This window comes from Allochromatium humboldtianum, assembly GCF_013385175.1.
In the GTDB taxonomy this organism is placed as follows: domain Bacteria; phylum Pseudomonadota; class Gammaproteobacteria; order Chromatiales; family Chromatiaceae; genus Thermochromatium; species Thermochromatium humboldtianum.
This window is the reverse complement of record NZ_JABZEO010000025.1, coordinates 15359-29878: the sequence shown is the minus strand read 5'-3', so window position 1 is coordinate 29878 and position 14520 is coordinate 15359. Positions and strand designations below refer to the sequence as shown.

The 14520-nt window shown below is 57.0% G+C and carries 11 protein-coding genes; 2 read left to right on the top strand and 9 right to left on the bottom strand.

Annotation, left to right across the window (positions count from 1 at the left end):
- The 5 genes from HW932_RS20110 to HW932_RS20090 form a co-directional block, all read right to left on the bottom strand.
- On the bottom strand, positions 1-806 hold an 806-nt coding region (locus HW932_RS20110; protein WP_176978246.1), incomplete at its 3' end, for a transposase.
- Positions 807-998: 192 nt separating this feature from the next.
- Positions 999-1439, bottom strand: a complete 441-nt coding sequence (locus HW932_RS20105) for a hypothetical protein (RefSeq protein ID WP_176978245.1) — start codon at positions 1437-1439, stop codon at positions 999-1001.
- Positions 1440-1516: 77 nt separating this feature from the next.
- Complete coding sequence (locus tag HW932_RS20100; protein WP_176978244.1) at positions 1517-1702, bottom strand: hypothetical protein; 186 nt, start codon at positions 1700-1702, stop codon at positions 1517-1519.
- A gap of 192 nt (positions 1703-1894) precedes the next feature.
- On the bottom strand, positions 1895-2953 hold the full coding sequence (locus HW932_RS20095; RefSeq protein ID WP_176978243.1) for a Fic family protein: 1059 nt from the start codon (positions 2951-2953) through the stop codon (positions 1895-1897).
- A 2-nt stretch (positions 2954-2955) separates the two neighbouring features.
- The gene (locus tag HW932_RS20090; RefSeq protein WP_176978242.1) at positions 2956-7773 is read right to left on the bottom strand and encodes a DEAD/DEAH box helicase; all 4818 of its coding nucleotides are present in this window, start codon (positions 7771-7773) and stop codon (positions 2956-2958) included.
- Positions 7774-7916: 143 nt separating this feature from the next.
- Here HW932_RS20090 and HW932_RS20085 point away from each other — a divergent pair, with 143 nt between their 5' ends.
- Positions 7917-8612 carry a hypothetical protein gene (locus HW932_RS20085; RefSeq protein WP_176978241.1) on the top strand — a complete coding sequence of 232 codons (696 nt, stop codon included), beginning with the start codon at positions 7917-7919 and terminating at the stop codon, positions 8610-8612.
- A 15-nt stretch (positions 8613-8627) separates the two neighbouring features.
- The gene (locus tag HW932_RS20080; RefSeq protein WP_176978240.1) at positions 8628-9164 is read left to right on the top strand and encodes a hypothetical protein; all 537 of its coding nucleotides are present in this window, start codon (positions 8628-8630) and stop codon (positions 9162-9164) included.
- A gap of 19 nt (positions 9165-9183) precedes the next feature.
- On the opposite strand, the gene iscB (HW932_RS20075) is transcribed toward HW932_RS20080, so the two are convergent.
- From iscB (HW932_RS20075) to iscB (HW932_RS20060), 4 genes are all read right to left on the bottom strand, one after another.
- Entirely contained in the window at positions 9184-10533 is a 1350-nt protein-coding gene (gene iscB / locus HW932_RS20075; protein ID WP_176978239.1) for an RNA-guided endonuclease IscB, read from the bottom strand.
- Between the two features lie 623 nt (positions 10534-11156).
- Positions 11157-11534, bottom strand: a complete 378-nt coding sequence (locus HW932_RS20070; protein ID WP_176978238.1) for an ASCH domain-containing protein — start codon at positions 11532-11534, stop codon at positions 11157-11159.
- A gap of 425 nt (positions 11535-11959) precedes the next feature.
- Complete coding sequence (locus tag HW932_RS20065; RefSeq protein WP_176978237.1) at positions 11960-12796, bottom strand: RepB family plasmid replication initiator protein; 837 nt, start codon at positions 12794-12796, stop codon at positions 11960-11962.
- A gap of 291 nt (positions 12797-13087) precedes the next feature.
- A complete protein-coding gene (gene iscB, locus HW932_RS20060) occupies positions 13088-14386 on the bottom strand; it encodes an RNA-guided endonuclease IscB (RefSeq protein WP_176978236.1) in 1299 nt (432 codons plus the stop codon).
- Between the last annotated feature and the right edge of the window lie 134 nt (positions 14387-14520).

Here is a 14520-nt window from a genome sequence, read left to right as displayed (position 1 = left end):
TTAGACTGTTTGGAGGACTGGCGAATCCCAGAGAGATCTTCCAGGCGAATCCCAGCCTCCAGTCGTTGAGCCAACGCGACCACTTCACGGCTGATGCAGTGATTGATATGGGTGACGATGCGCCGCTCGCGCGACTCCAGTTTCCTGACCGCCCGATGTTTACCGCGTTTCTGGAGTCGCGTACGCCGTTGGGCGTAGACGCGCCGCACATGACGAATGCGCGCCGCTTTCCAGAACACCACGGGACCATCCGGCGTGGCCGCTACAACGGGAATATTCTGCCCCCGGTCGATCCCGATCCAGCGGTCGGTCTCTGTGGCATCGGGAACGTCCATCGACACCGAGAGACAAGCTGACCAGATCCCTTTTTGGGAACGCACCAGTTTCAGACTTCCCGCTTTGGCCCGACCATCGAGCACCGCCTCCAGCCACGCCTGGTGGGAGGCCATATGCACCTCCAGCGGTACGCGCTTTTTGACGCCGCGCACCAGGCCAAATCCGAGGCTGAAGGTCTCGCCGACCCGATGCAGTGTCCAATTTTGGTTATTGGTCTCCAGCGGTAGCCGCCGGAAATGTTTGACCTGCGTGCGGGCGTTGGCATTGCGGATGGTCTGGTTGATCCACGCCGAGCCGATGTCGATGTGGGCAAACGCCTTGGAGGTCAAGGCGCGTCGTTCGGCTTTGGGGAGGGCGAGGATCTGATTGGCGACCTCGGTATTGAGTTGCTGCAACTGCTCAAACTGCTCCATCTTGGCCTGATTGAGCCGCAGGAACGGAAGCTTGAGTGTTTTGGTGAGCGTCGCCATACTGAAAGAATAAAGAATCTTGCAAGACCGTGCAAGATAGTCCCTGAGTCGGCTCAAGGCCCACTCAGGGACGCGCTATCCATCCACGTCCTGAAGGACGGGGCTTTTCGCGCAAGACGGCACTAACAGTTAAAAAAGAAACCCACCAAGCATGGCCTGGTGGGTTTGGGATCATTTCGTTGGAGGAAGCGCTTAAATCGTCGCTTCTTCAGGGGATGGCACGGTCTCTTTCTTTACGATGTAGAGCCAACGCGCGACTTCGTTGCGCGTAAATTCCCTCCGCAATCCGTTCTCGAAAACGATCGTGTAGCGGTCGTCCTCCAATCCCTCAACGACACCGCGCGCCCAAGCCGGCGTGTCGATCTCGCCCTCGAGCGCGATCGTTGGCCGCACTTCGGTCCCTTCCGGGATGCGCTGGAAGTAGATCGATCGCGCCCCGTGCATGCAATGACCGCATTGCATGTAGGACTCGGCATCGAAGTGCCAGTCCGTATCGCGGGCTGGCGTAGTCTCGAAATTTTCCTCATCCGGATCCTGGTGCAGGTCGCACATGACCTGGACCTCGACCTGAAGCTGATCAGTCCTCCCACACATGGGGCAGATGTAGTCGTAGGCGTTCTGGCTGCTGCTCATGGCAGTCTCCTCTCAAGTCCCCGGCGGAATGCCGAGGTTCGAGAGGAGTTGTGGGGCAAGAAAAGCGCGGGGCGGGTTCATCCCCGCGTGCACGGGGCGTAGTCTTCGACAAGATCCTTGAGAAGCGAAAAAAGCTGCTTGGCGGCTTGTTTTTCGCTCTCGCTCAGAGATTCTGGCTCGACGCCCTCTTCGAGCCGGATTTTTAGCTCTTGCATGACCTGAAGCGCATTTTCAAATTGGCAGTAACGCATGGAAGCTGGCATTAAATGACCCCCAGGTAATTGAAATTTCCGGATGGCGACTTTTGTTGTATTTTCTGCATGGTCTGATACAGTTTTTTAATGGCTTCATGCGCGGCCAGAAAATCTGGATCATCGTAACGCTCCGCTAAATCGGTCATGCGTCCATGCAGTGTCGCTAAAAATGATAGATATTTGGCTTTCGCGGCTCATGCATCATTTTTTTTCGGTAAGACCGCGCGTCCAATAGGCATTGCGACCAGAACCAACGCAACAAATTGCGCCACTCTGTTGCTGCTTACGGAGAACAAAATTGATTGCGTTAAAGCTGATCCCAGGGCATGACTGAACGAGATCGCGTATCGTAAATTGGCAGGAGGGTCGAGATAGCAAATAATCGATGTTTTTAATCACGGCTTGCTCTTGATTGGCTCTCGATAAAGAGCCTTTGACTTTGAGCATACAGGTTTGAAAATCGTCATATGCCAACTCCATTATAGAGAGCATATAATTGATATATGACCAAGGATTATGTTTTGCCTCATCCCACCCCTGAGAACTCACTTGCAAGGTTTCATAATAACGATCCTGAATCAGTTCAATCCGAAGATCAAGACTAATGTAGCGCCCGACATCGTAGCCAAGCTGTAGGCTTTGGAGTAACCACAACAATCTTGATACGCGCGAATTGCCTTTTCTGAACGGATGAATGCAAAAAAAATCGAGATTAAAGGCGGCAGCGGCGAGTAATGGAGGCATTGATCGATCCTCGAGACAGCAGTTCCAGTCATCGAATAATCGATTCATAGCCACCACGACTCGCTCGACCGGAACAGCTGGATTTATTCCCCAACCGATCAGCGGACGGTCGTCCGATCGATATTGGCCACTATCATCGATGTTTTTGCATGCGAGCGCATGTAGCTGGCAAATTGTTTCATGGTTAATAGGTAAATTTTTAGCATTTTCATAGATAAATTTTATGGCATCACAATAGCTAATAACATCTTCTTCATCAGAATCGAGAACGCGCGGACGTGAAACAGCGCTTAAACGCTTGAGACTATTTTGGGGTAACGTAACTCCATCGAGACGACACGATGCGAGACTGCTATCCAGAAAAATCGATTTACACATTCTGCGGAGTTGAGCGTTGGGTTTCGTGGCATAGAGTTCTTGCTTGCCGCAAAACACACCAAGATCATGCAGGCTCAATGCGGCGACTTTATCCCAGCAACTATTCTCAGCAAGAAGGCTCAATGTCGTTTTTTTCATAATTAAAGCTCCGGCAGCTTTTCAACAATCCACACGCTTTCCAGACTCACACGCACAATGCGCTTGATCAGATCCACGATATAGCGCGGTTCCTCTGACCAATCGTTCGGATTGTTTTTGATTCCGCTGGCCTTGTCGACCGTGACGGCGTAACGCTCCATAATCCATTCAATCGCCGATTTGCCGTTGACAACATAGTCGTAGGCTTCAAGCGGAATATCGCGCAGAATCAGATTGGCGTTGTAGACGATGACGCTTTTGTCTGGTTTGCCGTTTTTCTTCCCAAAAGCCATTTTCGTGACGCGGTAGAAAGTCTCCGGCGTGATGTCCATCGCCTTCTTTTCTTCGGTCAGCGGATAGGGTTTGACCGTCTCGTACTCCAGGTGCCATGTCCCAAGCTCACGGCCAGCACGGCTGAACACCCAGAAGTCTCCGGCGAAGGGAATGCGCGGGAGCATCTTCTTGAGATCCGCCGCAAAGCGCGTCTTGTACTCAGGCGAATGCAGGATGCCGTAGACATACCAGAAGATGTCTTCCTTGGTGATGGTCTGGTCCTGGTAGTGGTCACGAAAGGCAGTCAGCGCCCAATCGGTGATGGCATCATGGCGGATGTAACCATGTTCGTCCGGGGCGTCGCTGGACGCGAACATATCGCCTTGTGCCTTGATCTCTGCCTGTTCCTCAACCTTTTCGTACCAGTAGAGGGGGAAGCATTGACCGGTGTCGGTTAGGTGCATGTTCGGTAACTGGTTGGTGGCGAGCACCGAAAAGCCCTTGCGGTCGGCAACTCCGGTACAGGAAATCACGATGTTTTCGTGTTCAGGCGTCGGGAAGAGCCGAGGCATTTGGTAGACCATCTCGTTGAAGGCGCGGCTGAAATATAGCCACTGCCGATTGAACGGACGGTACATGCTTGGGACGATGGCACTGTCCTTGAATTGATGGCGCTTCCCTTTGGTCGCGTCTGCTTTCAGTGCGCGCGTCCAACTGATCCGCTTCGGATCGGGATCGATCAGATCCCCGATGTCTGGCCGCTGCTTCTTGGTCTTACCGGTGCAGATAGCCTCATATCGATCCACCTCATTGCTGTAGGTTTGGATCAAGCGGCGCATGTTGTGGCCGACCTGTTCACGTGAATAGCTGTACGTCCACGGATCACGGTTGGTAACGAGACCGAGCGAATAGATGGAGAAGAGGACGTCGCTCTCGGATTTGTCTTTGCTTCCAAGCGTGATGAAGTTGTCAAACGCCGGATCACGCTGATTGATCCAATCGCCCTCGGCATTGGGTGTGAGTCCTTGCCATTTGATCCCTTCGATACTGCCGAAGTCCTCAATGATGGTCAGCTTGTTCTCTCGGGTCAGGTAATCGCCAATGTTATGATAGTGCAGGCGGCAGGGGGCGGCATGGGCCGGGTCTTTGACCAGGATGGTGATCGCGACCGGGGTGCGGGAGCCCGAATCGAAAATACCGCCACCTTCCCTTTGACGCTCCTCGCCAGACGTGCGAGCGTCGCCGCGCAAATTGAAGACATAGAGATCACTGAAATCATTGGTCAGGCACTTGCGCAGCCCGTCCATGTTATTCGCGTCCAGAAACGATCCATTGGTCACAAAGGCCACGATGCCCTTGTCGGCGATCCGATCCGAGGCCCAGCGAATGGCACGGATGTAGGAGTCGTACAGGTTCTTGACCAGCTTCGCGCGCGATTGCGCGGCGTAGGTCTCGCGGATGCGCTCGTCCAGCGTCGGGTAGGCCAGATTCTTGTTGTTGTCGTTCTCGCTCTCTTGCTGCGCCGAATATGGTGGATTCCCCAAGATCACCCGAATATTCTGCTGCTTCTGGTGATTGACGCGCTCGCTGTTCTCGGGCAGCACGATCTGATCTATCGCATCGCGCGTCTCGGTCATCTGGAAGGTATCGGTCAGAACGATGCCCTCGAACGGCTTATGGGTGCCGGTGAGCGCGTGGTAGGTCATCTCAATGTTGATGGCAGCGATGTAGTAGGCCAGCAACACGAGTTCGTTGGCGTGCAGTTCCTGGGCGTACTTGCGCGGAAGATCCTCGGGGGAGATCAAGCCCAACTGGAGCAGGCGCACCATGAAGGTGCCGGTGCCGGTGAACGGATCCAGGATCTGGACGCCGGGTTCGCTGAGACGGCTGTTGAAGTGGCGTTGGAGTGCGGCATCTGCGCTGCGGATGATGAAGTCGACCACTTCCAGGGGGGTGTAGACGATCCCCAGGCGCTCGGCCATGCGCGGGAAAGCGTTGTTGAAGAAAGTGTCGTAGAGATTGCGGATAATGTCCTGGCGCGACTTGTCGCTTTTGGCCAAGCTGACGCGATCACGAATGTTGGCATAGAACGCCTCCAGATCCTCGGTCTCGCTGCTGACGACGCGATCGTCCATGATCTCCAGCACCGCCTGCATCGCTTTTGAGACCGGGTTGTGCTGGGTGAAGGAATAGCCCTCAAACAGCGCCTCGAACACCGGGCGGGTGATGACATGCTGGGCCAGCATCTCAAGGGCTTCCGCCTCGGTGACGGCCGGATTGAGGTTGTCACGCAGTCCGTTGAGGAAATCATCGAAGGCCCGACGGGCTTCGGGACGCTGTAACAGATCACGAATGCGCGCAATCAGTCGCTCGGCAATCTGGGCTACGCCTTTTGCCCACTCGCTCCAGTATTCGCGGTCGCCGAGCTTCTTGGGGATGGCGGCATAGACGGCTTCGCTGACATCCTCAATAGAGAGCGTGGGCAAGTCGAGCGGCACATTGCCGCCCTCCCCTCCGCGCTCACCGCCACCGGTCCCCCGGCGACCTGGATCGCCGATGACCTTGATCTTGCGCCGGAACTCCGCTTCGTCGACCAGGGACTCATCATGCGCCCGCAGCGCCTTGATGACCTTCCAGATGCCCTTGAACTGGGGATCGCTCTCGATGTAGCTGTTGTAGTTGCTGACCTTGGAGGAAGGGATGCACACCGGCAGGATGATGTAGCCGTAGCGTTTCCGATCCGCCTTGCGCATCACGCGCCCGACCGACTGCACGATGTCGACGATGGATTCACGGGTGTCAAAAAAGATCACCGCATCCAGAGCCGGCACATCGATGCCCTCGGACAGGCAGCGGGCATTGGACAGGATGCGGCAGCTGTTCTCGCCGGGGTTCTCGCGCAACCAGTTGAGCGCTTCCAGGCGCACCAGCGCGTTCATCCCGCCATCCACATGGTCCAGCTGACAACGCACCATGCCCGTCTCCAGATCGTCAGTGTGGGCGTTCTGGTAGAGTTCGACCAGCTGACCGAAGGTCTGGGTGGTGAGCTTGGAATCCTTGATGGTCTTGGAGAAGGCGACGGCCCGGCGCATCGGCGCCAGGTCTTCTGAGGCCGATTCCTGCTGGCCATCCTCGTCGATCAGGGTCAGGCCGCGTTTTGAAAGCCCCTTCCAGCTACCAATGATCTTGGTGGCAAAGTTGATGTTGATCGCCTTCTTCTCATCGAGCTTGTAGGCACTGTTGTAGTCGTTAGCGAGCGCCGTCATGCGGGTCTCATCCACCGCCACGATCAGCACTTTGTATTCCGAGAGCAGATCCAAATCGACCGCCTTGCCGAACCCGAGCCGGTAGAACTCGGGGCCAAAGACGGTCTCGTCATCCATGGAAAACAGCACAGCGGCCTGTTCGCCGGCCTTGTTTTTTGAGGACTCGGCATAGATGCGCGGGGTAGCCGTCATATAGAGCCGCTTGGCTCCGCGAACGATGTCGTTGTGGTGGACCTTGACGAACTCGGAGTGGTCATCCTCAGCCAGGGTCAGGCCCGTGGTCCGGTGCGCCTCGTCACAGATGATCAGATCGAACTCCCCGAGTCCCAGGCGCTGGGCATCGGCGACCACCTGGATCGATTGGTAGGTGGAAAAGACCACCGTGCGACGATCCCGCGTCAGGGCGTGGGCGGCCTCGGCGAGCTTTCGGGCGTCAGTCGTCGCGGGATAGGCCAGATCGTGCGTGCGCAGGTCTTCATCGTCCTTGCCGACCTTGGTGTCCGAGCACACGACCAGGGCATGAATCGGAGCCAGCGCCTCGGCCGTCCACTCACGCAAGGTCTGCGAGACCAGCGAGATCGAGGGGGCCAGGAACAGGATCCGTCCGCCCGGCGACACCTGCCCCTCGGCCAAGCGCAGCGCGGTGAAGGTCTTACCGGTGCCGCAGGCCATGATGCAGCGACCCCGATCGGCGGTGAGAAATCCGCTGCGAATCGCTCGGTAAGCGTGCCGCTGATGCGCACGCCGCCGCTTTTTGCGCTTGAGCCGGATGTCCTGGATCCGCGACAAACTGAAGCGACTCCAGTCGATCGGGCTGTCGGCCAGATCCTTGAACGCCAGGCGCACGGTGGGGATGTCCTGGTTGGCCAGTGCCTCTTCAGCGTGCTTGCCCCATTTGTCGGTTGTGCTGACGATCATGCGACGAGCAAAGCGCTGCTCCCCATCCGCTGTCGCAAAGTGCTTGCCTGAAGCGGTAAAAAACGAATCGATGTCGGATTTTTTCAGAGAATGATCGGGATTGTAGAATTTACATTGAATTGCCCAATAGTCCCCGGTTGCCCGTTCACGGGTCACGATATCGATTCCAACATCGACGCTCCAGCGATCCGGCCATTCCGACCACAGCCAAACGCTATCAAACAAATCCGCATATTGCGGATCGGTCATTAAATAGTTCGCAATCAGCCGCTCAAACAAATCGCCCTTGTCGCGATTGTTACGCGCCGCCTCGGTAAACGCATTCAAAAGATCCTGAAAGGCAGAAATGTTTGATTCAGACATGAGCCGCTTCCTTTATTGCATTTGCAATTCGCTTTTTAGGATTATCCAGCATTATTGCAGATTTTTTTTGTCCGTCAACTCCTATTGAACCTGGCGCATGGGCGCTGGGATTGACGTCCAATGCGGACGATGAGGAAATTGACATGACGCAAGAAATTCAGTTAGCGGCCGAAGTATGGGAAGAATGCAGAAAAGCCTATTCGGCGCATCGTTTTTTAGAACAACAGTCGAAAGACAAGCCCTGCGGCGTTGCTACCTTTGAATATCAGGGCTATCTCTATACCGTTTTTGGCGTGTGCCATGGACCTTACGGCAACCCTGTATGGGGCCGAATCATGGCCTATCGGCTTGTGCCGGAAGCGACCTTCAACGGTGAAACGACATTCGTCTATCACGACGAAGACGCCATCGCCGCCGGCCGCCGTGCGCGTGGCGACCACACGGGACTCATCGTCCTGGTGAAAGGGACGCGCATGGTCTGCGAGAAAGCCGTCAGTTTTCGGCGCGGATTACCAACGACGAGGCCCATATCGCGGCAGGAGGCCGAGCGGCATGAACAGCAGTCGCAAGGTATGGGCTGGAGAGCACACTTCTGGAAAGGGATCCACCCATCCTGGAAATCCCTACAGGGACATCCAGTGGCGCTGTATGAGAAGCAGGAAGAGCGGCTCGCTATGCTTCTCTGGAAGCATGGACGTCACGTTGAGGAGCTACCGTTGAGCGATGATCTCGAACTCGATCCGCTCGAATCGGTCTCGTCGGCATTGAATGATGAGGCGCTGATTCAGCGTCGACAGCCGATGGCCAGAGTTCCTATGGAGCAGCTGGCCTTGTTTTAGTCCACAACCCCATCAATGCCTTGCTTTGATGGGGTTTTCTTTTTTGCCCGAAATAGCACACTAAAGTTTGCCCACCTCGACATCGGCTCGGCGTGGATCAACCAGACCATCCGCAATGCCAACGCCCGCACGCCGATCAAACATTTCCGGCGGCTACCACTAGAGACCAATAACCAGAATTGGACACTGCATCGGGTCGGCGAGACCTTCAGCCTCGGATTTGGCCTGGTGCGCGGCGTCAAAAAGCGCGTACCGCTGGAGGTGCATATGGCCTCCCACCAGGCGTGGCTGGAGGCGGTGCTCGATGGTCGAGCCAAAGCGGGAAGTCTGAAACTGGTGCGCTCCAAAAAAGGGATCTGGTCAGCCTGTCTCTCGGTGTCGATGGAGGTTCCCGACGCCACAGAGACCGGGCGCTGGATCGGGATCGACCGGGGGCAGAATATTCCCGTTGTGGCCGCTACGCCGGCTGGTCCCGTGGTGTTCTGGAAAGCGGCGCGCATCCGTCATCAGTCTTGCGCGAGAAACCCCGTCCTTCAGGGCGGGGAGGGATAGCGCACCGCGCGTAGCGCGGTTAGGCCGCCCGTCTCGCATCCTCCATTTTTGGTTTAGGTTGGAAGGTGTAGCCATAGCCGTCAGCACGTTGAAGGAGACGACAATGGCGGTAGGAGATCCCCTGAACGGTTCCGGCCTGGGTCTGGATGTTGAACGATCCCGTTTGGCGCACCGCCACGCGCCCGACATGCACACCAGCTTTCTTGCCCGTGGGCACCTCGGCGCGCACCCAATCGCCGGTCTGGAAGCCGTGGATGCGCTTTTCACGCATGAGATAGCCGCGCGGAAAGCCGTTGTTGGACGTGCGCGTGCGGCTGTAGGCCCCGCGTCCGGTGGCGCGGATGGCCAGGACCGGGCGGTTCCAGTCGCGCACCTGATCGACAGCGCCGACACAGAGCGCATCAAGGGCATGGGTTTTGGGGATGTCCAGGCGCGTGCGGTTGTACTTGGTGCGTCCGCCCGAGGCGGTCTCGACGGGAAGCCCTGTCGCTGTCAGGGCCGCAAACAGCGCCCAGCGCGTGGCATTGACGGCGGCGGCATCCTGGAGCGGCGCTTTGGCTTGGGCCTGGATCTGGTGCAAAAGCACCGTTTGGCGTTGCAGAAAGTCCTCAATGGATCGGTTCCCCTTGCGCTGATTGCAGGCTCGGCAGGCGAGCGTCAGGTTCGAGACCCGATCCGAGCCGCCCCGCGAGCGTGGAACGATGTGCTCGATCTCCAGTGGCACGTGCGTCGCGCCACAATAGGCACAGGTCCGGCGCCACTTCTCCAGCAGGTATTCACGGACTTCGTAACCGGCCAGTTCGCCCTGTTGGTACTCCACACCGGAGATCTCCGGGTTCTGGAGCGCCTGAGTATCGAAACGCACCAATTCCTGACTGAGGGCGGTGATCGGGGCGAGCCGGTGCAGGCGCTGCACCCAGTTGACGGTGGTGTCGAGCCGATGCTGCAACGACGGTGGTAGCCAACCGTCGCGGCGGGTGCGATTCAGAAAACGCGGCGCCCGGTAGCGCGTCTTCCGAGACCGGCGTGCCCGGCGATAGTGACGCCGACTCGTCAGCGCCTCCCGGATCGCCTGGCCGCGATGCACGAGTTCCCCAAACCACAGACCATGCTCCAGGCGCTCGACCGCGCCCGTGTCCGCATCGCAGGTTTCGGATTCGCGTACCAGAGCCAGCCCCGTGACGCGACTGCCTGGATCGAGCTTCAGGCGCAGTGGTTGAACCGCGCCGCCGATCCGGTCCTTCAGGCGAATAGTAAAGGGGGCCAGACGCACCACCACCGCCCGTCCGCGCTCCAGTAACAGCCGCGCGCGTTTCTCCGTGCACGGCATCAGCGGCGTCTTCTGTCTGTCGAGAACGAATACAGCCATCGGTCTGTTCCAAAACTCGCCCTTACGGGCCTGGTGACGGAGCCTCGCGGCTCGCTCCCCTCGGGAATGTCTGCAACCGGCTCCCGCCGCGCGGCGGCGACCCGAACCTTCGACGCTTTACCTTTCGCCTGCATGGTCCGGGTCTTCGAGAGTCCGAGGCTGAGGAAGCACCTCGGAGTCGGTCTGTGCGACCTGTTGCAAACGCAGCGGGTTTTCACCGCTGTCCCTGGTCAACCCAGCTCTTTCAAGCTCCGGCCTTCAGGCCGGGGTAGTTGACGCTCATTGAAATACATATAGATGACGATTCCGAGAAAACGACTGATTTCCGGCATATTTCTTGAGTTCCTGTTTTTGCGCCTAATGAATTAGGTTAAGCATCTCTTTTGGCACGCATTTCAGAAAAATTACCACGCTGCCTGCTGGTCCCAAATCTTTAGCCGCATTTTCGGCAAGCAAGGCTTGCTGGTTATGTTGGATTACCAACAAAATTCCTACGCTGCTGTGTGCAGTCGCTTTAGAACCGCTTTTTAGGCCAATATTTACGCGATTGATGCGGCTCCTTTTTCACTGCTTCCTACAGCAATCAGAAAATCCGGCTCTAGCCCATTCTCTTCTCCCTACCACTATGCAGACACATACGCGTATGATTGTGGCGCGACGCCACTTGCCAGGAACTCGCTTAAATCCTTTGGTTTTTTATATCTTTTCACTGTTTTTACTTCGATGGCATGCCCAACATCTCTACCCCGAAAGTAATCAGAAAAGAATTCTTTCGTAATACCCGAAAACTCTTTAGTCTTTTCCCATAAAGAATCCGGGTGATCGCTGTGAACATTTTTAATTGAAAACTCCCCTACCACTTTCCCTATTGGTTTAGTAGCATAAATAATGACCGTACGCACACGAACATCTTGATGTACTCGTCTCCGAAACTCATACCTTTTGGTTCCATCCAAAATCCTGTTTGCATAATCAGGTTTAATTGACAACAAGACTTTCATCTAACCCTCCTGCGCACAATACAGACCTAAACTGCTCCACGGACAGCTTCATAAAACCCCAATATCCATCAGCATCAAATCCCATTCCCTCTATCATCTTGCCTCGCGTAACCCGCTTAGGTAACGCAAAGTTGTATGTAAATCGAATAACATGCGGATAACGCTTTACTTCCCAAAATCGATTTAGCTCATGCTGCTCAAAAACGCTATAAGGCAAACAATACGCTATAAAATCATCTCTTGATGGAAATGAATGTATGCTCTTGTATTCCTCGACGAGACACACTGATGTCGCTACCGAACGATAGTGAGCAGACCCTGAGCGATCAGATGTGCGATAAATCAAAACGATATCACCGGCCCTCAGATTTTCCATTCCGTGCATTGCAGACAAATATACCTTATCATGCCAAATTTGCAAGGTTTTAAGCGCCATGCTTGCGGCGCAGCCGCTCCCAGGCCTCCTCCCAGCTTTCCCCCGGCTGGGCGTGCTGCTGAACGTACTCGCGCGTAAGCGTGGGCTTGGGCTTGGCTGGAGAATCTGCCTGAGTCTCGGGCTTCGACTCAGCCTTGGGGCCGAAGGTGAAGATCAGTGCCTCGACCACGCGCCCGCGTTTGCGCTGTTCCCATTTCACCCAGAGATCGCTGTGAGCGTTGATCTGCTCAACGGCCGGCTCAATGACGAAACGCTTCAGATCCCGAATGCTGGTGTACTTGTCCTGGAGATCGAAACGCTCGCGTAGCCACTCCACCAGAACCTCGCGGGAGCCGGCCGCTCGCCACTGGATGAGCAACTCGTAGAACCGAATCGCGTAGATCGAGGTCATCCGCGCCACATGGATCAGCTGGTACTGGGCAAACTCACGCCGCAGATGCGAGATGAACGGCAGGATACCGGGAGCGAAGAACAGCGATACCTCTCCGCGAGAACCATCGAAGTCGACTGTCGATACCCAGCGCGTCAGCGTGTAGTCCTTGTTTGGATCGATGGCATCTGGCCGATGCACAATCACCGAGCGTCCGTACAAGCGCTCGGCCGCATCGCGCAGCAGTTCGTAGGCCTGCTTGCGGGGTACGGCGAAGGCGCTGGCGAGGTCGTCAGTGGTGATTGTGTGAGAAATTCCGGCACCCAACTCCTGGCGGCTGTCGATCTTGGCGATCACCAGCAACAACAGGCGCTGCTCGGCTAGGGTCAGGTGGTATGTGGCCTCGATGAGGCTGTTGGTCTTCGAGACCACGAGATGCTTGGCATTTTTTGGCACGCTGGCGTCCTCGCCGTTGCGGAAGCGCGGGGGGCTCTGGGCTATGATGTGAAAATACTACCATGTCTTTTTCACAAAATCGCCGGAATTTCTCCCTCTAACAGCCGGAATTTCTCCCTTTGGGAGCCGGAAATTCTCCGCAAATCGCCGGAATTTCTCCTTAAAATCATGCTTAAGTCATTGATTTTGAAAAGACAAATGTCACTTAAAACAAGATAAAACAAAAATAGAAAAAACTCTCCTGCTCCACTGGACGGGCTGCATGCCGTTTGTGGAAATCCTCCCCGTCCTTCAGGACGGGGAGGGCTGGTCATTCGTGTAGTCGTACCCGTCCGCTCGCTGGAGCAGACGGAACTCGCGCGCCGGACGATCGTGCTTGTTGAGCACGAACCAGCCGCGCGCCCGGATCGCGGCAATGCGACCAACATGCACGCCAGCGCTTTTTCCTGTGGTGCAAGTGAGCTTGGCCAAATCGCCAGTCTGGAAGCCGTGGACGCGCTTGGCGGAGCGTGGCGTGCCGCGTGGGAAGCCAAAGCGGTCGTTACCCTGCACCCGCCGCCGTCCGCGCCCGGTCGCCTTGATCGTCAGCGCCTGCATCCCGGACGCAATGCGCACCGCCGCACCGCTTTCGCCCACACAGGCCGCATCGATCCAGTGGTCCTTCACGTAACCTTGGGTCACGCGATTCTTTTTGGTGCGCCCGCCGCTCCAGAACGTCGTCGGCAAACCAACGGACTTGACCGCCTCGCCGATGGCATAGCGCGTCGCGTTGACCGCCGCCGCATCTTTGAGCGGCGTGCGCGCCTGGGCCTGGATCCGGCGCAATACCTCGGGCTTGCCTTTCAGAAATTCCTCGATCGGCTGACTGCCCTTGCGCTCGTTGCACGGACGACAGGCGAGCGTCAGATTCGAGACCCGATCCGAGCCGCCCCGCGAGCGCGGAACGATGTGTTCGACCTCCAGCGGCACATCCCGCGCCCCGCAGTAGGCGCAGGTCCGGTTCCACTTCTCCAGCAGGTATTCACGGACCTCGTAACCGGCCAGTTCGCCTTGTTGGTACTCAACTCCGCTGATCTCCGGGTTCTGGAGTGCCTGGGTATCGAAGCGCACGGTCTCGACAGCCGCCGAGGCAATCGGCGCTCGGGCCTGGAGCTTGGTAGTGAGATGGCGGACGTTATCGACGCGCGCGCGCAGTGACGGCGGGAGCCAGCCAGCGAGCCGGGTTCGGTTGAGAAAGCGCGGTGCGCGATAGCGGGTTTTGCGAGCGCGCCGTCCGCGCCGAAACGCGCGCCGATCGGTCAGGGCGGAGCGGATGGCCTGCCCGCGATGGTGCAGATTGGCGGCCCAGATGACCGTGCGTCCGCACAGGAAGTCGGCGACCAGGGCGATCCCGGTCGTCTTGCTGCCGGGGTCGAGCTTGACCTCGATGGGCTGAGTATCACCCGCGGCGCGCTCCAGCAGGATGATGGTGAAGGGCTGACGCCGATAGATCGCCGCACGACCGGCATGAAGCAGCTTTCTGGCTCTGGCCGGCGTGCATGGCATCAAAGGCTTTTTCGTACTGCTCAAGACAAAGACTCGGTTGTTCATCTCAATTCCTGCCCTTACGGGCGCGCGCCTTGCGGCGGTCAAGGTCTCCTCGTCCAGATCGCAAAGGTCGTTCAGCCTGATGGTCGGCGGTATGTCGCGTCCTACCGTGTCCACCTTGGCCTCAGAGCGCCGGG